The organism is Mesoflavibacter zeaxanthinifaciens subsp. sabulilitoris, from assembly GCF_014191595.1.
Taxonomy (GTDB): Bacteria; Bacteroidota; Bacteroidia; order Flavobacteriales; family Flavobacteriaceae; genus Mesoflavibacter; species Mesoflavibacter zeaxanthinifaciens.
On record NZ_JACHWV010000001.1, the window covers coordinates 87,712 to 105,739 of the forward strand.

The 18,028-nt window shown below is 31.3% G+C and carries 17 protein-coding genes; 7 read left to right on the forward strand and 10 right to left on the reverse strand.

What is annotated here, in order from left to right; translation table 11 throughout:
- Window positions 1-12 precede the first annotated feature (12 nt).
- On the reverse strand, window positions 13-309 hold the full coding sequence (locus FHS04_RS00390) for a GNAT family N-acetyltransferase (protein ID WP_181256104.1): 297 nt from the start codon (window positions 307-309) through the stop codon (window positions 13-15).
- Window positions 310-432: 123 nt separating this feature from the next.
- Here FHS04_RS00390 and FHS04_RS00395 point away from each other — a divergent pair, with 123 nt between their 5' ends.
- The 4 genes from FHS04_RS00395 (at window position 433) to FHS04_RS00410 (ending at window position 6,877) form a co-directional block, all read left to right on the forward strand.
- Window positions 433-1,098 carry an alpha/beta hydrolase family protein gene (locus FHS04_RS00395; protein WP_106676905.1) on the forward strand — a complete coding sequence of 222 codons (666 nt, stop codon included), beginning with the start codon at window positions 433-435 and terminating at the stop codon, window positions 1,096-1,098.
- A gap of 47 nt (window positions 1,099-1,145) precedes the next feature.
- A complete protein-coding gene (locus FHS04_RS00400; RefSeq protein ID WP_106676904.1) occupies window positions 1,146-2,075 on the forward strand; it encodes a lytic transglycosylase domain-containing protein in 930 nt (309 codons plus the stop codon).
- Window positions 2,076-3,533 (forward strand): cardiolipin synthase, encoded by a 1,458-nt coding sequence (gene cls, locus FHS04_RS00405; protein WP_106676902.1) that lies wholly within the window; start codon window positions 2,076-2,078, stop codon window positions 3,531-3,533.
- Between the two features lie 218 nt (window positions 3,534-3,751).
- A complete protein-coding gene (locus tag FHS04_RS00410) occupies window positions 3,752-6,877 on the forward strand; it encodes a T9SS type B sorting domain-containing protein (protein WP_106676900.1) in 3,126 nt (1,041 codons plus the stop codon).
- 6 nt (window positions 6,878-6,883) lie between these two features.
- Here the strand turns inward: FHS04_RS00410 and FHS04_RS00415 are convergent, their stop codons facing one another.
- Window positions 6,884-7,462 carry a tetratricopeptide repeat protein gene (locus FHS04_RS00415; RefSeq protein WP_027878646.1) on the reverse strand — a complete coding sequence of 193 codons (579 nt, stop codon included), beginning with the start codon at window positions 7,460-7,462 and terminating at the stop codon, window positions 6,884-6,886.
- A 3-nt stretch (window positions 7,463-7,465) separates the two neighbouring features.
- The gene (locus tag FHS04_RS00420; RefSeq protein ID WP_106676898.1) at window positions 7,466-8,350 is read right to left on the reverse strand and encodes a DUF6263 family protein; all 885 of its coding nucleotides are present in this window, start codon (window positions 8,348-8,350) and stop codon (window positions 7,466-7,468) included.
- A gap of 171 nt (window positions 8,351-8,521) precedes the next feature.
- Here FHS04_RS00420 and rpmH point away from each other — a divergent pair, with 171 nt between their 5' ends.
- The 3 genes from rpmH to FHS04_RS00435 all read left to right on the forward strand — a co-directional run bounded on the left by rpmH (window position 8,522) and on the right by FHS04_RS00435 (window position 12,360).
- Window positions 8,522-8,683 (forward strand): 50S ribosomal protein L34, encoded by a 162-nt coding sequence (gene rpmH / locus FHS04_RS00425; RefSeq protein ID WP_027878648.1) that lies wholly within the window; start codon window positions 8,522-8,524, stop codon window positions 8,681-8,683.
- Window positions 8,684-8,786: 103 nt separating this feature from the next.
- A complete protein-coding gene (carB, locus tag FHS04_RS00430; protein WP_106676896.1) occupies window positions 8,787-11,639 on the forward strand; it encodes a carbamoyl-phosphate synthase large subunit in 2,853 nt (950 codons plus the stop codon).
- 88 nt (window positions 11,640-11,727) lie between these two features.
- Entirely contained in the window at window positions 11,728-12,360 is a 633-nt protein-coding gene (locus tag FHS04_RS00435) for a T9SS type A sorting domain-containing protein (RefSeq protein ID WP_181256103.1), read from the forward strand.
- A 29-nt stretch (window positions 12,361-12,389) separates the two neighbouring features.
- Here the strand turns inward: FHS04_RS00435 and FHS04_RS00440 are convergent, their stop codons facing one another.
- The 7 genes from FHS04_RS00440 to FHS04_RS00470 all read right to left on the reverse strand — a co-directional run bounded on the left by FHS04_RS00440 (window position 12,390) and on the right by FHS04_RS00470 (window position 18,005).
- Window positions 12,390-12,953, reverse strand: a complete 564-nt coding sequence (locus tag FHS04_RS00440; RefSeq protein ID WP_106676892.1) for an acyl-CoA thioesterase — start codon at window positions 12,951-12,953, stop codon at window positions 12,390-12,392.
- The gene (locus FHS04_RS00445) at window positions 12,950-13,201 is read right to left on the reverse strand and encodes a hypothetical protein (RefSeq protein WP_106676890.1); all 252 of its coding nucleotides are present in this window, start codon (window positions 13,199-13,201) and stop codon (window positions 12,950-12,952) included. The genes FHS04_RS00440 and FHS04_RS00445 overlap by 4 nt, the downstream gene beginning before the upstream one ends.
- Before the next feature lie 2 nt (window positions 13,202-13,203).
- The gene (locus FHS04_RS00450) at window positions 13,204-13,554 is read right to left on the reverse strand and encodes a 6-phosphogluconate dehydrogenase (RefSeq protein ID WP_106676888.1); all 351 of its coding nucleotides are present in this window, start codon (window positions 13,552-13,554) and stop codon (window positions 13,204-13,206) included.
- 11 nt (window positions 13,555-13,565) lie between these two features.
- Window positions 13,566-14,951, reverse strand: a complete 1,386-nt coding sequence (gene rmuC / locus FHS04_RS00455) for a DNA recombination protein RmuC (protein WP_106676886.1) — start codon at window positions 14,949-14,951, stop codon at window positions 13,566-13,568.
- A 72-nt stretch (window positions 14,952-15,023) separates the two neighbouring features.
- Complete coding sequence (locus FHS04_RS00460; protein ID WP_106676884.1) at window positions 15,024-15,818, reverse strand: ABC transporter ATP-binding protein; 795 nt, start codon at window positions 15,816-15,818, stop codon at window positions 15,024-15,026.
- 1 nt (window position 15,819) lies between these two features.
- Window positions 15,820-16,791 (reverse strand): FecCD family ABC transporter permease, encoded by a 972-nt coding sequence (locus FHS04_RS00465; RefSeq protein ID WP_221184946.1) that lies wholly within the window; start codon window positions 16,789-16,791, stop codon window positions 15,820-15,822.
- A 56-nt stretch (window positions 16,792-16,847) separates the two neighbouring features.
- Window positions 16,848-18,005, reverse strand: coding sequence for an ABC transporter substrate-binding protein (locus tag FHS04_RS00470; protein ID WP_106677034.1), 1,158 nt, complete (start codon window positions 18,003-18,005; stop codon window positions 16,848-16,850).
- Between the last annotated feature and the right edge of the window lie 23 nt (window positions 18,006-18,028).

Sequence of the window (18,028 nt, forward strand, 5' to 3'; positions counted from 1 at the left end):
AATTAAACCTAATTAGATTCTTACACCAACAGGTAATAACCTTTTAAATTGGCGGTTTTTTCTAATAAATTTAGCAATGTAAGGACTTGTTGGGACAACACTTAAGTTGCGCTCTTCGATATTATCAAAAACTATTTTAATAAAATCTGTTTTAAACTCGTCATTATCAAGTGCATCAGGAACAATTAACTTGGTTAAAAAAATCTTTTTTTCTTGAAGAGAATACTCAATTTTAGCAAAATGATCATCTATTTTCAGTTCAAATTGACGTAAAAAATCGTTGTCAATCAGCTCAGCTGCATCAATCATATTTATAAAGTTTTATTAATTATCAAGGAAGTTTCAAAAATAGTACCAAACTATTTTTTAGTTTTATACTACAAATTTACAAAAAATAATAACAACAATAGTTGTTTAAGTTGTTAAAAGCTTATGAATCAGCAGTTAATACCAGTTTACTTAATGCCAGGTATGGCGGCAAATCCTACAATTTTTGAATATATAAAATTACCCGAAGATCAGTTTGAAATTTTTTGGTTATCGTGGAAAATGCCATTAAAAAAAGAAACTTTACAAGATTATGCCAAACGTATGTGCGAAGAAGTAAAACATGAAAACCCTGTACTTTTAGGTGTGTCTTTTGGAGGTATTTTAGTGCAAGAAATGAGTAAACATATTAGTGTAAGAAAATTATTTGTTGTTTCTAGCGTTAAGACTAAACATGAGTTGCCAAAACGTATGAAGTTGCTTAAAGTAACTAAAGCTTATAAATTGCTTCCTACGCAATTAATGGGTAATATAGATTTATTAGCAAAATATGCTTTTGGAGAAACTATTACAAAACGTGTAGAGTTGTATAAAAAATACCTATCTGTTAGTGATAAAGCATATTTAGATTGGGCAATAGAGCAAGTAATATGTTGGGAACAAGATCAAGCAATACCAGAAGCCATACACATACATGGCGATAATGATATGGTGTTTCCGTGTTCTTACATATCAAATTGTACAAAAATTAAAGGCGGAACACACATTATGATTATAAATAAGTATAAATGGTTTAACGAAAATTTACCAAAACTAATCCTAGGTAATTAATAAAAAATCAAATAAAATTTTTAAATTTAGAAAAAGAAATAATGAAGATGAAGTTAGTTAAAAACATATTAGCAGCAGTTGGTTTAGTCGCTATTGGAGCATTATCTATCAATGCTATGCAAGAAGCTCCAACAGACGAAAATTTCACAAAAAAACTTATAAACGACTATAACGTATACGCATTACAAGTTCCAGATTATATGGATTTTGCAGGCGAAGAAGTACCATTATCAAATCCTGATATTTTAGAACGAATGGATAGAGAGCTTTTAGTAAATACCTATTGGCAATCTAACGGTTTATTAATGTTTAAAAGAGCTAAAAAATACTTTCCTATAATAGAACCTATTTTAGCAAAACATGGCGTGCCTGATGATTTTAAATATCTAGCAGTTATAGAAAGTGGTTTAACCAATGCAAAATCACCAGCTGGAGCAAGTGGATTTTGGCAGATTATGAGAGCCACAGGTCGTGAACATGGGTTAGAAGTTAATAGTAACGTAGATGAAAGATACCACTTAGAAAAAGCAACAGAAGTAGCTTGCGATTATCTAAAAAAAGCAAAAGAAAATTTAGGTAGTTGGACACTTGCAGCTGCAGCTTATAACGCTGGTAATGCAGGTATAAAAAGAAGGTTAGATGCACAACAAGTTAAAGGTTATTACGATTTGTTGTTAGGTGAAGAAACTGGTCGTTATGTATTTAGGATTTTAGCTTTAAAAGAAATTTTATCAAACCCTTCAAAATATGGTTTTAATTTTAGAGATAAAGACTTATACTCTAAAGTACCAACATATTTAGTAGAAGTAGATACAGCGGTTACAGATTTTGCTGGTTTTGCAAAGCAGTTTGGTATAAACTATAAAATTTTAAAACTACACAATCCTTGGTTAAGAGAGCCGCATTTAAATAATAAATCAAGAAAGCAATATTTTATAGAATTGCCTAAAGAAGGTTATTATAACATACAACCTTAAATGATAGAGTTTTTACAATCACATTGGTGGACAATAGCAATAACGCTAAACTATATATTGGCACTAATTGCAGTTGTTACCATTCTATTTAAATCTATAAATCCTACAAAAACACTAACATACATTATTGTATTGTTAGTGTTTCCTTTTTTTGGTTTAATCGTTTATTATCTGTTTGGTCAAGAGTATAGAAAAAATAAAATCTTCAATAAAAAAGACATTTTAAATAATGAATTAATACAATCTATTGAAGATAAATTAGAGATAAAACCCGAAGCTTTAACTTTTTATGAAGCAGAAGCAGAAGAAGATCAAATACGTTTAGTTCAACTACTTCAAAAAAATGATAAATCACCGTTAACACAGTATAATGATGTTGAAATTATAATTAATGGTGAAAATAAATTTGAAAAGCTCTTTAAAGATATAGAGTCCGCAAAACAACACATTCACGTGGAGTATTATATTTTAAAAGATGATAAAATTGGTACAAGATTTTTAGAATTACTACTTAAAAAAGCAGATCAAGGTGTACAAGTAAAGTTAAGTTATGATGATGTAGGAAGCAAAATTTCATCTAAAATGAAAAGAAGGCTTACGCAATCTTCAATAGAGCATCATCCGTTTATGCCAGTGTTATTTCCAAAATTTACTGGTAAAATGAATTACCGAGATCACCGAAAAATAGTGATTATTGATGGCGAAATTGGTTATGTTGGAGGAATAAATGTTTCGGACACTTATGTGAATTATCCAGAAAACAAAAAGTATTGGAGAGATACACATCTTAGAATTACAGGTGAAGCAGTATTTACACTTCAAGTTCAATTTTTAACCAACTGGAATTTTGTTTCAGATAAAAAAATAGAGCTAAATCAAACCTATTTTCCAAAAAATAAAACAGAAACCATTACTCCAATTCAAATTGCTGCAAGTGGTCCTGATACCGATTGGGCAAACATTATGGAAGCTATCTTCTTCTCAATAGTAACTGCAGAAAAATACGTGTATATAGCGACACCTTATTTTATTCCTAATGATCAAATTATAACCGCAATGCAAGTTGCTTCAAAAAGTGGAGTAGATGTTAGGATTTTAATACCAGATAAATCAGACTCTTGGATAGCACAACATGCAACAAACTCTTATTTAGAACAATTGTTTGATGCTAACGTTAAGGTTTACAGATACAAAAAAGGATTTACCCATGCTAAAACAATGGTTATTGATGATGTCTTTACAACCATTGGTACTTGTAATATGGATTATAGAAGTTTCAATATTAACTTCGAAATTAATGCTTTAATCTACAGTAAAGAACAAGCTTTAAAAGCAAAACAGATGTATTTAAACGATTTGGATAATTCTTTGTGTATGGACTACGACCAATGGAAAAACAGAGGTAAATTAGAACGTTTAAAAGAAGCTTATTGCAGGCTTTGGGCTCCGTTGTTATAATTATTTAATTCAAAAATTTTTTAGTCGTATATTTAAAGGGCTAAATTGATAATGAAATTAAAACATCAACCAACATAAGTTTTTTTAGATTAAAAAGGATATTTTGTTTTTTTACATTCTTTTTTCTTACACATTGGTCTGTATTTGCTCAATTACCAGACTTTAATCTAGTAGTAACTGCAACAGGCGAAACGTGTTCTGGTAACGGTGCTTTGACAATGAGTGTAAATAATACAGCAGTTGGAGCAACAATTACTTATTCATTATTTTTACTACCAGACAGTACAAATCCAATTGCAGAAACTACAGCGTCTTCTTTTAGTAGTTTGCCATCTGGAGATTACATTGTCGTTGCGACACAAACTCTTGGAAGTGAAGAAAATGAGCAACAGCAAGACATTACAATTAACAATTTAACTACAACTTTAGATTACGATATTTCGCATTCAACCACGTCAAATTGTGACGAGTTTGGTAAAATCACAGTAAATATATCATCAGGTAATCCAGTGTCTTACGAGGTAATTTCTGGACCAGAAACGGTTGCTCCTCAAACTTCAAATGTTTTTACAGATTTGCCTCAAGGTACTTACATTATTAGAGTTTATGACGATTGTGATAATGCGCTCTCAAAAACCTACACCATGTTACTAGACATTAATGACTTAATTATAGGCGAGGTAGGTTTGCCAATTGTATACGATAATTGTGATGAAGCAGATGTCGAAATTTCTATTGATGCAGCAGAAGATACAACAATAATTTATCCGCTTTCAGTAACGTTAACACTATATCCACCAGATGGTTCTCCAGAGGTTGCTTTTAGTCAAAGTATTACTAGTGGAGACGATTTAAATTTTACAATCAATCAATTAATTCCATTATTTGGATCAGATAGTTTTGATGTAAATGTTTTGATTGTAGATTCTTGCGGATTGATTTTTGAATCTGACCAAATTGTAAACCCAAACCCAAAAGTTAATTTAACGACTACAGAAGAATTTTGTGGCGAATTTTTAAACGTCGCAATCAATAATTACTTACCGCCTTTCACTTTAAGTTTTACATCTGCGCCTTCAGGTTTTGATCCATCAGATTATAACGAAAATTATCCAGGACCATTTACGCAAGATGACGGAACTATAATTTTTGGTTTTGACGATAATCCAGTACCAACAGGTATGTACACTGTAGAAGTAGTAGATTCTTGCAATCGTGTAGGAACGGGTACTATTTTTGTAGACGAAGTTGTTGTAGATCCGTTAGTAATAACAAGCAATAATGGATGTTCTCCAAATTCTGGTATTTTAGAAGTTAGAATTCCTGAACGTGAGGTCATTACAGCAACCATTATTAGCGCACCATCATCATTTCCAGAAACATTACCATTTAATGCAGACGAGTTTATTGTTGGAGATATTTTAACCATTCAAGATAATAATCTTCCTGCAGGAGATTATGTTGTTACTGTAGTTGATAATTGTGGTGTAGAATATACTTTAGATGCTAATATTCCGGTATTTCAGTTTCAAGGATTAAGTGTGTTAACGCTTCCAAATTGCGAAACAGAAACAGGTTCTTTAAATCTAAGTAGTAATCATGGACAATTATCAGAAATCATTATTGTTGCTGCACCTTCCGCTTTCGCGGAAACAATTCCTTTTGATGCGACCAGTTTATTAGATGGAAATGGTAACCTTTTTATAAATAATTTACCCGTTGGTGATTATCAATTTGAATCTACTGATACCTGTAATTTTGATTACACAACAGATGTTACCATAAATAGCTATACCAGTAATCCTTTTGCATACACATTAACTAGAAACTGTGGTTCTTTTGATGTTACTATTAATGATTTAGATCAAACCGTAACTAATCAAACATATTGGTTGCAATATTACTTTGAAGAAGATGAAGTTTGGGGACATCCAAATACCGGTGTAGCATACACAGAAGGCGATATACCAAATAGCACAACTGCTATTGAAATAGAAAATATGGAGACACTTTACAATATCTTTTTAACAGGAGATTTTAGATTAATAAAAGTGTTTCAATCTATAAATTCAGAAAATCCAGACGTGTATTGTTTAGATCAATTTGCCAATTTCACTGTATATTCAGATTTAGTCATTTCAGGAGTTTATAATCTAAATTGTTCTAGTGGTGGTAATCCGTCAGACGTCGTAGTAGAAGCTATTGGTGTAGCGCCTTTCAATTATAGTATTATTTCCCCAATAACAATAAATAACGGAACTAATAACGTGTTTTCAGACTTACCCAATAATATTTACGAAATTAGAGTAGAAGATGCCTGCGGAAGCATTGAAAATATAACCATTAATCTCGAAAATTTATTACCATTAGCTAGAGCAAACCAACCAGACGACTTTACAATTTGCAAAGCAGATGGTATAGACCAAGAAGTGTTTCAATTAGACACTCAAAACGAACAAATTTTAGGAAATCAAAATCCAAATAACTACACAATAACCTATCATTTATCCCAGTCTGATGCAGATACAGGTAATAATCCGTTGCCAAATCAATTTACAAATAATACCAATCCTCAAACGGTTTACGCAAGGGTTATACATAATAATTTAGCATTGTGTCATGCAACAACGTCATTTCAAATATATGTTGGTCAAGTACCTGTTTTAAGTGAAGAAGAAACAGTTTACATCTGTCCTAATGGTACAGCAACATTAATAGCAGATTCTGGTTTTGATGCGTATTTATGGTCAACAGAAGAAACAACACAAAGTATAACTGTAGATCAAGCTGGTACCTATACAGTAACTATTATTGATGAAATAGGTGATTTTTATTGTGAAAGCACAAAGAATTATCAAGTAATAAATTCAGAACCAGCAACTATCGAAAATATAGAAATTTCAGATTGGACTGCTAATGAAAATTCAATAGCAGTAATGACTTCTGGAGCAGGGAATTACCTATATTCTTTAAATGGAATTGATTATCAAACTCAAAACACTTTTTCTAATTTAGAACCAGGAGAATATAGAGTTTACATTAAGGATAGTAATGGATGTGGTATTGTAGATAAAGACGTTTATCTATTACATTACCCTAAATATTTCACTCCAAATGGAGATGATATAAATGAATTTTGGCAGATAAAATTTTCTAATCTAGAACCAGATTTAAAAGTCTTTATCTTTGATAGGTATGGTAAATTGTTAAAACAATTGGGAAGTCAAGACGCTGGTTGGGATGGTACTTATAATGGTAATACTATGCCAACCAACGACTATTGGTTTGTTGTAACCAGAGCAAATGGTTTAACTTACAAAGGACATTTTACGTTAAAACGGTAAATATGCTTATCTGCTTCTTCTTTTTTGAGACCTTAAAGATCCACCTTGACCATAATGTTGCTTAGGCATTTGCGCTTGCTTCATATTTTGCTTCATCATTTTTATTTGGTCAGTAAGCATACCTTGTTTGTCTAGTTTTTGTGCTTCGGCAAGTAGTTTTGTAGCTTCTTGTTTTCTTCGTTTAGAAAAAGCAATACCAGCTAAGTTTAATTTTGCCATAGCCATATCGTGATCCATCGACAACCCTAAGCTTACTGCTTTTTTAAAATAACGTTCTGCTTCATTTACATTGTCTTGAGATACCATTATCCCGTGTAAAAAGTTGTAATACCCTTGTTGTTTTTTTACTAATGCAGCTTCAGGATTTTTAATTTTATTAAGCCATTTTTTGGCGCCGTCAAAATCTTGTTTTCTTAGGCGTAAAAAGGCAAGAAGAATAAATTCATTTTTAAAATATAAAAACAGAAATACTAAAGAAAGTAAAAGGTACATGATACCATTACCTATCTCACCGTCAATAAATTGCCAGATTGCAACTCCAAATATTCCTACCGCTAGTATTAGTTTAAAAATTTTATTGTACATGTTTTATTTAAATGGTTTATATGTTGTTGTTGAAATTATTGTTGTAGGGATTTCTACACTTTCCATACCTTTCATAATAGAAATTCCTTTTGCTGTAGAAGTAATTTTGGCTTCTATTGGCCAACCAGAATTTTTGTTAGAAGTAATTACAGATTGTTGCGTACCTTCTAAGTTCATGGTAAGTGTATCTTCTTTAGATGTTAAAGTTATGGTACTATTGCAAGAGATATGTAAATTGTTATCAACCTTATCTAGTTGCCAAGTATTCTTAGCTTTCATGTCTCCTTTAAACTCATTATTCCATGATTCACCAATAGTTACCGTTTTATCTGGGTACATAAAAGTAAACTGACCAAGACTTTCAATAAGGCTTTCGCCTCCAAATTCATTTCGTATAGATTCTTTCATGATTTCTTTAGTAAAATTATCAAAATCAAGATCGTCAATCATATTGTTAATTAAGTCCTCGGTACCAACTAAACTTACAATTTTTCCTGTTTTTAGCATGTTTATCTCTAAAGCAGTTTCGGTTAACCCTTTAAAGATTTTTCCTTCTACATCGTCTTCACTAATATCTTTTTTAGTATCAACATTAAATATTGTTCCTGCTAAATTGGAAGTGGTTTTCATGAAAAATGAATCATACTTAAAGTTGATAATATAAGAGCTATCTGTCTCTTTTTTGATGTGAAACAGATAATCTCCACCAAGATTATTAATAATTTTATGTTCTTGATCATTCATTTTTTGAATAATTTCTTGTTCAGAAACCTGAGTGATCTTTAAGGTGTCACCAACATTTAAGTTATAGCCAAGATAGTGTTGTGCTTGTATAACACTAGTAAAACCTATTAAAAGGACTAATAAAAATAATTTTTTAAAGGACATAAAAGCATTGTTTTATTTGCTTTTGCAAAGAAACTAAAATTTTATTGAAAAATATTTTTAATTTTAGGTTTGTCAAATTAAAAACCCTTTGTATATTTGCGCTCAGTTTTGGAGATTTCAAAACCAGAATTATATTAAAAATTACATTTTCAGATTTAAAGATAATATACAATGAGTAAAAGAACGTTTCAACCATCGAAAAGAAAAAGAAGAAACAAGCATGGTTTTAGAGAAAGAATGGCTTCTGCTAATGGTAGAAAAGTATTAGCGCGTCGTCGTGCTAAAGGAAGAAAGAAATTATCTGTTTCATCTGAAACTAGACATAAAAAATAATGATTAACAATTGTTAATATATAAAGGCGTTGCTTAGGTGTAACGCCTTTTTTTATATCTAATTATCACTATTTTTGAAAAACCAAAAACAACACATAATACAATGCCTAAAAATCCTAAATTAAAATCTATCCTTATTATTGGTTCTGGTCCAATTATTATTGGTCAAGCGTGCGAATTTGATTATTCTGGTTCACAAGCATTAAGATCTTTAAGAGAGGAAGGAATCGAAACTATTTTAATTAACTCTAACCCAGCAACTATCATGACTGATCCAAAAATGGCAGATCATGTGTACTTGCTTCCTCTTAATACAAAGTCTATTGTTAAAATATTAAAAGAGCATCCTCAAATCGATGCTGTTTTACCAACAATGGGAGGACAAACAGCGCTTAACCTTTGTATTGAAGCAGACGAAAAAGGTATTTGGGAAGATTTTGGAGTAGAAATTATCGGTGTTAATATTGATGCCATTAACATTACTGAAGACAGAGAAAAGTTTAGAGAGTTAATGTTAAAAATAGGTGTTGGTATGGCACCTCAAGCAACAGCAACTTCATTTTTAAAAGGTAAAGAAATAGCTCAAGAATTTGGTTTTCCATTATGTATTAGAGCATCGTTTACCTTAGGAGGAGCAGGAGCAGCGATTGTTTATGACGAAAAAGAATTTGACGACGCTCTTACCCGTGGTTTAGAAGTATCACCAATACATGAGGTGATGATTGATAAGGCTATGATGGGTTGGAAAGAGTATGAGCTTGAGCTTTTAAGAGATAAAAATGATAATGTTGTAATTATCTGTACGATTGAAAATATGGATCCAATGGGAATCCATACCGGAGACTCGATTACTGTTGCGCCAGCTATGACACTTTCTGATAAAACATTTCAGAAAATGCGTGATATGGCAATAAAAATGATGCGTAGTATTGGTGATTTTGCTGGTGGATGTAACGTACAATTTGCTGTAAGTCCGGATGAACATGAAGAAATTATCGCAATTGAAATTAATCCACGTGTATCTCGTTCGTCTGCATTAGCAAGTAAAGCAACAGGATATCCAATTGCAAAAATAGCAGCTAAATTAGCCATAGGTTATCATTTAGACGAACTTCAAAATCAAATTACAAAATCTACTTCTGCTTTATTCGAGCCAACATTAGATTATGTTATTGTAAAAATACCACGTTGGAACTTTGATAAATTTGAAGGATCAGATCGTACTTTAGGTCTTCAAATGAAAGCGGTAGGAGAAGTAATGGGTATTGGTAGATCTTTTCAAGAAGCCTTACATAAAGCTACCCAATCTCTAGAAATTAAAAGAAATGGTTTAGGAGCAGATGGTAAAGGATATAAAAACTATGACCAGATTATAGATAAACTAACTAACGCAAGTTGGGATAGAGTATTTGTAATTTATGATGCAATCCAAATGGGTATTCCTCTAAGTCGTATTCACGAAATCACAAAAATAGACATGTGGTATTTACGTCAATATGAAGAGTTGTATCAATTAGAAAAAGAAATTTCGACATATACAATAGACACGATAGAAAAAGACCTATTATTAGAAGCTAAACAAAAAGGATATGGTGATAGACAAATAGCACACATGCTTAATTGTTTAGAAAGTCAAGTGTATAATAAACGTGATGAATTAGGCGTAAATCGTGTGTACAAGTTAGTAGATACTTGTGCTGCCGAGTTTGAGGCAAAAACACCTTATTACTATTCTACATTTGAAAATGATATAGAAACCGTAGACGGAACACGTTTACCAGATAATGAAAGTGTAGTTTCTGACAAGAAAAAAATTATTGTTTTAGGATCTGGACCTAACCGAATTGGTCAAGGAATAGAGTTTGATTATTGTTGCGTTCATGGTGTGTTAGCTGCTGCAGAATGTGGCTACGAAACTATAATGATAAACTGTAACCCAGAAACTGTATCTACAGATTTTGATACCGCAGATAAACTATATTTTGAACCAGTATTTTGGGAGCATATCTACGATATTATTCGTCATGAAAAACCAGAAGGTGTTATCGTTCAATTAGGTGGTCAAACGGCATTAAAACTTGCAGAAAAACTTTCTAAATATGGCATCAAAATTTTAGGTACTAGTTATGAAGCTTTAGATTTAGCTGAAGACAGAGGAAGTTTTTCTAAACTTTTAAAAGAAAACAATATTCCTTACCCTAAGTTTGATACAGCCGAAACAGCAGAAGAAGCTTTAGCTGTAGCAGATAAATTAGATTTTCCAATTTTAGTACGTCCATCTTATGTACTAGGAGGACAAGGAATGAAAATAGTAATTAATAAGAAAGAATTAGAAAAGCACGTTGTAGATTTACTACGTAGTATTCCTAATAATAAATTATTACTAGATCATTATTTAGATGGTGCAATAGAAGCAGAAGCAGATGCTATTTGTGATGGCGAAAATGTATACATCATTGGTATAATGGAGCATATTGAGCCATGTGGTATTCACTCTGGAGATAGTAATGCAACGTTACCACCTTTTAATTTAGGTGACTTAGTAATGCAACAAATAAAAGATCATACTAAAAAGATAGCATTAGCATTAAACACAGTAGGTTTAATCAATATACAGTTTGCGGTAAAAGACGATACTGTTTATATAATAGAAGCTAATCCAAGAGCTTCTAGAACAGTACCATTTATAGCAAAAGCATACGGGGAACCTTACGTAAATTATGCTACAAAAGTAATGTTAGGAGAGAAGAAGGTAACCGACTTTGATTTTAATCCGAAGCTTGATGGATACGCTATAAAACAACCCGTATTTTCATTTAATAAATTCCCTAATGTTAATAAAAAACTAGGACCAGAAATGAAAAGTACAGGCGAAAGTATCTTATTTATAGATAGCTTAAAAGATGACGAGTTTTATGATCTTTATGCAAGACGTAAAATGTATTTAAGTAAATAATTATATTGCTAAACAAGTTTTAGTTAGCTGGTAGTCAGTATGTTTTGGTTTGTTTTTTGTATATTTAATAACAAAAAAACAAACTATGATGAAAAAACTACTCTTAATTTTAACTTGTTTAGCAACTTTTAGTGTTGCTGCACAAACACAAACAGTAACTATAGATTGGTCTTTTGGATCAAACTCTGATGTTACACCAACTACAGATCCTACAAACGCAGATAGAACTATAGAAGTAGGAGATACTGTAATTTGGAATTATTACGCAACAGGAACACATACCGTAACAAGTAGTGCAGGAAGTACTGAGACTTGGGATAGCGGTTTTATATCTTCTGGAGCAGGAGTGACCTTTCAAAGAACATTTACATCTGTTGGAACAAATCCTTACGTATGCACACCGCATAGTGGTAACATGTATGGCGTAATTACTGTAGTACCAGAAGGTACTTTAAGTGTTCCTAACTTTGAAGAAGCTTCTAAAAGAATAGATGTCTATCCAAATCCAGTTTCAACGCAGTTAAATATTAATTTTCCTGCTTTTGATGATGAATATTATATTGAAATCTTTAATGTTTTAGGAAAAAAAATCTACAGCAATACTGTTTTAACACAGAAAAACAAAATATCTGTCGCAGATTGGAATAACGGAGTGTACTTGATTAAAATAAACTTTAAAAATGAAAAGCAATCAATTACAAAAAAGTTTGTAAAGATTTAAAAAAAAAGCCTCATTTATTGAGGCTTTTTTTAATTAAACTGTTCTGGTAATTCAATTTTAACTTTGTATTTTTCTAATAAGGGTAAGTAATCAATATGAGAAAAATCTTCGCTATCAAACTCGCTTTGACGTTGTTTTTTAGTTTCCATACGTTTGATGGCTTTTAAAAAACGTTTAACTTCATTCATGTCGTTTAAAATTAAACCTGGTACTTTTTTAGAGTCACCATTTTCATCTTTTGCAACCATGGTAAAATAAGACGAGTTACAATGTTTTACAGCTCCTGTTTGTATGTTTTCAGATTCTACTCTAATACCAACTACCATAGATGTATTGCCAACAAAATTCACAGATGCTTTCATGGTAACAAGCTCGCCAATTTCTATTGGATTTAAAAAATCTACAGTATCTACACTTGCTGTTACGCAGTAAGTTTCTGAGTGTTTTGAGGCACAAGCAAACGCAATTTGATCCATTAAATTTAAAATGTAACCACCATGAATTTTTCCTCCAAAATTAGAGTGTGAAGGTTGCATTAATTGCGAAATACTTACACGTGACGCATCTACTTTTTTATAGGATTTATTGCTCATAATTGTTGTTGTCTAATATAAATTTCAATGTCTTTTTTGTAGTAAAACCCAAATACAATAAAAATTAAACCAAATATAATTGCACCAACAGTAATAATTTTTTGTAACTCTTTATTATTTGTTTCGATAATAGGTTGTACAATTGATTCTAGACCTATTGAAAGTAAACCTGCTCCCAATATAAAAACAAAGATATACCTAGCTCTTAATGTCCATTTGTAAATTATATTTTGGGTATGCTCTGTCAAATTTAATTACGCTCTTTTTCTTCAACTTTAGTTATAAAATATTTGGTATCACCAAGCCAGAAAAAACTTTGATAACGCTCTATATAAGATAGTTTTACAAACTGACCTTGATATTTATTTAAATCTTCAATAACTTGAGATTTTCCTTTTTCTACAGAAAACTGAAATATTTGTGCTTCACTAACACCTTGACTTATTTCGCCTTCCCAAGTTTTAAACATCACACCTTTTTTACTAAACTTTACAAGTTCTCCAGCTCTTACACCTTCGCTGTAAGGCACAAAATAGATAAAGGCAAAGTAGCCAGCAACTAAGATTAGAATGATTACTAATGATTTGATTAAAAATTTCATATAATAATAGTTTAGTCGTCGATATTAGCTCGTTTTACAATATTTTCTGGTAACGATTTTTTAGCTTTAGCACCTAATTTTTTAATTTTTTCTACACTAGTAATTAAGTTTCCTCGTCCTTCTACTAACTTATTCATTGCAGAAGAATAATCCTTTTTAGCATCGTCAATTTTTTTACCAACACCAGTTAAATCTTTAACTAAGCCTTCAAATTTATCATATAATGCACCAGCTTGACGTGCAATTTCAATAGCGTTTTGTTGTTGTTTTTCGTTGTTCCACATACTGTCTACTGTTCTTAAAGTAGCAAGTAGGGTAGAAGGTGTTACAATTACAATATTTTTCTCAAAAGCTTTGTTGTAAAGCGTGTTATCTTCGTTTATTGCTATTGCAAATGCTGGTTCTATTGGGATAAATAGAAGCACAAAATCTGGCGATTCTATATCGTATAAATCTTGATAATTTTTTTCAGATAGTTGTTCGATATGTTTTTTTATCGAGTTTAAATGCGCTTTTAAAAATATTGCACGTTCGTCTTCATCTGCATTTACGTAGCGTTCGTAATCGGTTAAAGACACTTTACTGTCAATAATCATTTTTTTGTTGTCTGGTAAGTGTAAAACCACATCGGGTAATACGCGTGTACCATCTTCGCGAGTAAAATTTTGCTGTACAAAATACTCGCGGTCTTTTTCTAAACCAGATTTTTCAAGAACACGTTCTAACACTAATTCGCCCCAATTTCCTTGCATTTTACTATCGCCTTTTAATGCTCTAGTAAGATTTGTGGCTTCTTTAGTCATTTGTTGATTTAGGTCTTTTAAGCCCAATAATTGTTCTTTTAAAGCACTATGCATGCTTATGCTTTCCTTTTGTGTGTCTTCTACTTTTTTCTCGAAGGTTAGAATTTTTTCCTGTAATGGATTTAAAATATTCTTGATATTTTCTTTATTCTGCTCGGTGAATTTATTTGACTTTTCTTCAAGAATTTTGTTAGCCAATAACTCAAAATCTTTACGTAATTGCTCTTGTTGTTGGGCTAATTCTTCATCTCGTTTTAAATTTTGTTGTTGAAGATTGTCATATTCTGTATTACGTCTGGTTAGTTCTGCGTTTAAAAATTCTTTTTCGCGCCTAATGTCTTCACGCTCGTTTTCGGTTTTTGTAATTTGTTGACGTAATTCATTTAATTGATGATTAAATGTTTCATTTTGTTTTTGGTTTTCACTGTCGTGAAAGGCTTTAAACTCGTTAAATTGTTGTTGTAAATTGGCATTACGTTCTTCTAAAGTACTTTTTTCACTTTTACTTTTTAGTTTGGTAAAAAGCATACCTAAATAACCGCCAATTGCAGCCGAAATTAGTATTGCTATAATAAGAATGATGTTGTCGCTCATTTAAAATTTTGATTTTTTCAAAGATAAAATAAAGTTATAAGTTGAAATCTACAAGTTAAAAAGTTTTCTCAACTATTTCTTCACTCTAAAACTTCCTGTTTTTTCATCAAAAACAATTAAATCTTTAGGGAAAAGACTTTCAAAAATACCTTTTGAAATAAGGTTACATGGTTGATCAGAAACCACTTGGTCTTTTGTCATTACAATCATACTGTCACAAAGTTGAATGGCTAAATCAATTTCATGTGAAGAAAACAATATGGTTTTGCCAGTATCTATCGTTAATTGCTTTAGCAGTTTTAAAAGATATGCTTTATGATACATATCTAAATGCGTTGTAGGCTCGTCTAAAATAATAATTGGTGTATCTTGGGCTAAAGCACGTGTAATCATTACTTTTTGAAGTTGTCCATCGCTTAGTTCAAAACATTTTTTGTGCTGTAAATCTTCAATGTTTGTAAGTTGAATGGCTTTTTTTACAGCCTCTAAATCTGTTGTTGTTAAGTTGCCTATCCAGTTTGTATAAGGTTGTCTTCCTAGAGCGACAAGCTCAAAAACGCTTAGGTTTTTAGATGAAATAGACTCTGTCAACACCAAACTCATCACTTTTGCTAATTCTAAATTATTGTAATTTTTTAGTGATTTCTCCTTAATAAAAATATCACCGTTTAAAGCAGGTTGTACTTTGGTTAGTGTTCTTAATAATGTTGATTTTCCTATTCCATTACCACCGACAAGCGCTATTAATTCACCTTTATTTAGACTAATATTTATGTTTTTAGCAATAGGTGTTTCTTTCTTTTTAGAAATATAACCTATGTCTAAATTTTTAGTTTTTAGGATGATATTTTGGTTTTTCGCATTCATTTTAAAATATCATTTTACGTTGTCTAACTAGTAACCAAATCACTATTGGTGCACCAAATAAAGAGGTGATTGCATTAATTGGTAACGAATAATCGCTGTTTGGTAGTTGTGCAATACTATCGCAAATAAGCATAATAATGGCTCCTATTAAAAATACAGCTGGTAATAATATTTTATGATTTGAAGTTTTAAATAATTGTCGTGTTAAATGCGGAATTGCTAAACCAATAAAAGCAATTGGTCCAGCAAAAGCGGTAATTGTTCCTGCTAATAAACTAGTTGCAATGATGATGATAAATCTGCTTTTCTTTAAATCTAAACCTAAACTTTTAGCATAATTATCACCTAACAATAAAGAGTTTAATCCTTTGATTGAAAGTATACTAAACAACACTCCAAAGCTGTAAATAATGATAAATATGATAAGCTCTTGCCAGTCTAAATCGCCTAAACTACCAAATCCCCAAAAAATATATTGTTGTAATTGCTCTGCAGAACTAAAATAAGATAACACACTAACTATTGCAGCAGTAATGCTACCAAACATTAACCCTATAATTAAAATTGCCATAGTATCTCTAACTTTACTTGAAACGATAAGAACAAGTAATAATACTAAAAAACTACCTAAACTTGCAGCGATTACTAAACTCCATTTGCTAATTAAAAACGTAGCTAAAAATCCACCAAAGACCGAGCTGCCTAAAATAACTAAAGCAACGCCAAGACTTGCACCAGAAGTAATCCCTAAAACAAATGGACCAGCTAAAGGATTTTTAAATAAGGTTTGCATTAATAAACCAGAAATACCTAAACCAGAACCTACTAAAATGGCTGTAATCGCCTTAGGTAAACGGTAATTTTGAATGATATATTCTTGATTAGAAAAATCTGATGATTTAACTAAAAAACTATCAATAATTGTAGAAAATGAAATCTGTACAGATCCTAAACTGATGTTTAAAAGAAACATAGCAATAAGCCCTAAACTAAGTGCTAAAAACGTCCATTTATATGACTGGTTTTGATTCACTTTAAAACTTTAAAAAAATAAGGTTTGTAATCTTTTAAAAGTTCTGGATGTCCAATTTTAATTATGTCTTTTAAAACTAAATCAGGTCTCGCAAAACCTGTTTCGTAATACAAAACGCCACCAGTTGCGCCAGTTGCATTAGTAAAAGAGTATACTTGATTGTTTTTAAAAGCGTCAAATTGTGTGTAATGAGGATTAGCTTCTTTTAGCTCATCCATAGAAGAATAATACGACGGACTTAACCATAAATTAGCTTGTTTTGCTTTTGCAAAGACACTTTCAAAATTTAAAGCTAAACTACCAGCAGCTTCAGTGTCTGCATATAAATAATTAAGGTTAGCATCTTTTAAAAGCTGTGCTTCGGTACTAGTTCCGCTTGGTAAATACCATACATCTTTGTGTAATGCGCCACTAATTACAGTTGGTTGATTGGTAACTGTTTTTGCTAATTGTTTTGCGTCTTTATAACTTGTTTCAATAGATTTAAAAATAGAATCTGCTTGTTGCTCTTTATCATACAATGCTCCAAAAAACTTAATCCATTCTGCTTTGGCAAGTGGCGATTTTTCTACCCAATCTCCGTTATAAATTACAGGTATGTTTGCTTTTTTTATGGTGTTTAAAGACTTACTTTTTCCGTCTACACCAAAACCAACGACAACATCAGGATTTATGCTTAAAAGGACTTCGGTATTTAGACCTTCGTTTTTACCAAGTTCTCTTACTAAACCATCGTCAATACGTTGTCTTGTTTTAATTGAAGATACATAATCTGTACCAGGAAAACCTACTAAGGTTTCAACTTCATTTAACAATTCTAAAGCAGGAATATGAGTTGTAGATGTTACTACAATGTTCTGAATAGGAATGGTAATAATGCCATTAAATTCATCTTTATTTAACGTTGTTTTTGCAGCATTTTCTTTAGTAATTAAAGCGTAACGGTAATTTTTATCTGCTTTTGGCCAAGGGTTTGTAATAGTTAATACTTTAAAATTCCCATTATCTTTTATACTAAAACCTTTTGCGTAATTTAAGTTTAAATTAGTTTCAATAACGTTTGGTAAAGGTTTTGTTTTGGCTCCATCCTCTTTACAATTTGTAAAAAGCAATACAAAAATAGAAATGTAAATTAGTAAGTGTTTCTGTAACATTTGTAACTGGTATTGACTAAAAA

Bases quoted from the DNA above. Each gene is read 5' to 3' on its own strand.
- FHS04_RS00410 (WP_106676900.1), top strand. From the start codon at position 3,752: ATGAGTGTAAATAATACAGCAGTTGGAGCAACAATTACTTATTCATTA.
- FHS04_RS00395 (WP_106676905.1), top strand. From the start codon at position 433: ATGAATCAGCAGTTAATACCAGTTTACTTAATGCCAGGTATGGCGGCA.
- FHS04_RS00440 (WP_106676892.1), bottom strand. From the start codon at position 12,953: ATGAGCAATAAATCCTATAAAAAAGTAGATGCGTCACGTGTAAGTATT.
- FHS04_RS00420 (WP_106676898.1), bottom strand. From the start codon at position 8,350: ATGTCCTTTAAAAAATTATTTTTATTAGTCCTTTTAATAGGTTTTACT.
- carB (WP_106676896.1), top strand. From the start codon at position 8,787: ATGCCTAAAAATCCTAAATTAAAATCTATCCTTATTATTGGTTCTGGT.
- FHS04_RS00450 (WP_106676888.1), bottom strand. From the start codon at position 13,554: ATGAAATTTTTAATCAAATCATTAGTAATCATTCTAATCTTAGTTGCT.
- FHS04_RS00470 (WP_106677034.1), bottom strand. From the start codon at position 18,005: ATGTTACAGAAACACTTACTAATTTACATTTCTATTTTTGTATTGCTT.
- FHS04_RS00460 (WP_106676884.1), bottom strand. From the start codon at position 15,818: ATGAATGCGAAAAACCAAAATATCATCCTAAAAACTAAAAATTTAGAC.
- FHS04_RS00400 (WP_106676904.1), top strand. From the start codon at position 1,146: ATGAAGTTAGTTAAAAACATATTAGCAGCAGTTGGTTTAGTCGCTATT.
- cls (WP_106676902.1), top strand. From the start codon at position 2,076: ATGATAGAGTTTTTACAATCACATTGGTGGACAATAGCAATAACGCTA.
- FHS04_RS00435 (WP_181256103.1), top strand. From the start codon at position 11,728: ATGAAAAAACTACTCTTAATTTTAACTTGTTTAGCAACTTTTAGTGTT.
- rpmH (WP_027878648.1), top strand. From the start codon at position 8,522: ATGAGTAAAAGAACGTTTCAACCATCGAAAAGAAAAAGAAGAAACAAG.
- rmuC (WP_106676886.1), bottom strand. From the start codon at position 14,951: ATGAGCGACAACATCATTCTTATTATAGCAATACTAATTTCGGCTGCA.
- FHS04_RS00415 (WP_027878646.1), bottom strand. From the start codon at position 7,462: ATGTACAATAAAATTTTTAAACTAATACTAGCGGTAGGAATATTTGGA.
- FHS04_RS00390 (WP_181256104.1), bottom strand. From the start codon at position 309: ATGATTGATGCAGCTGAGCTGATTGACAACGATTTTTTACGTCAATTT.
- FHS04_RS00465 (WP_221184946.1), bottom strand. From the start codon at position 16,791: ATGTTTCTTTTAAACATCAGTTTAGGATCTGTACAGATTTCATTTTCT.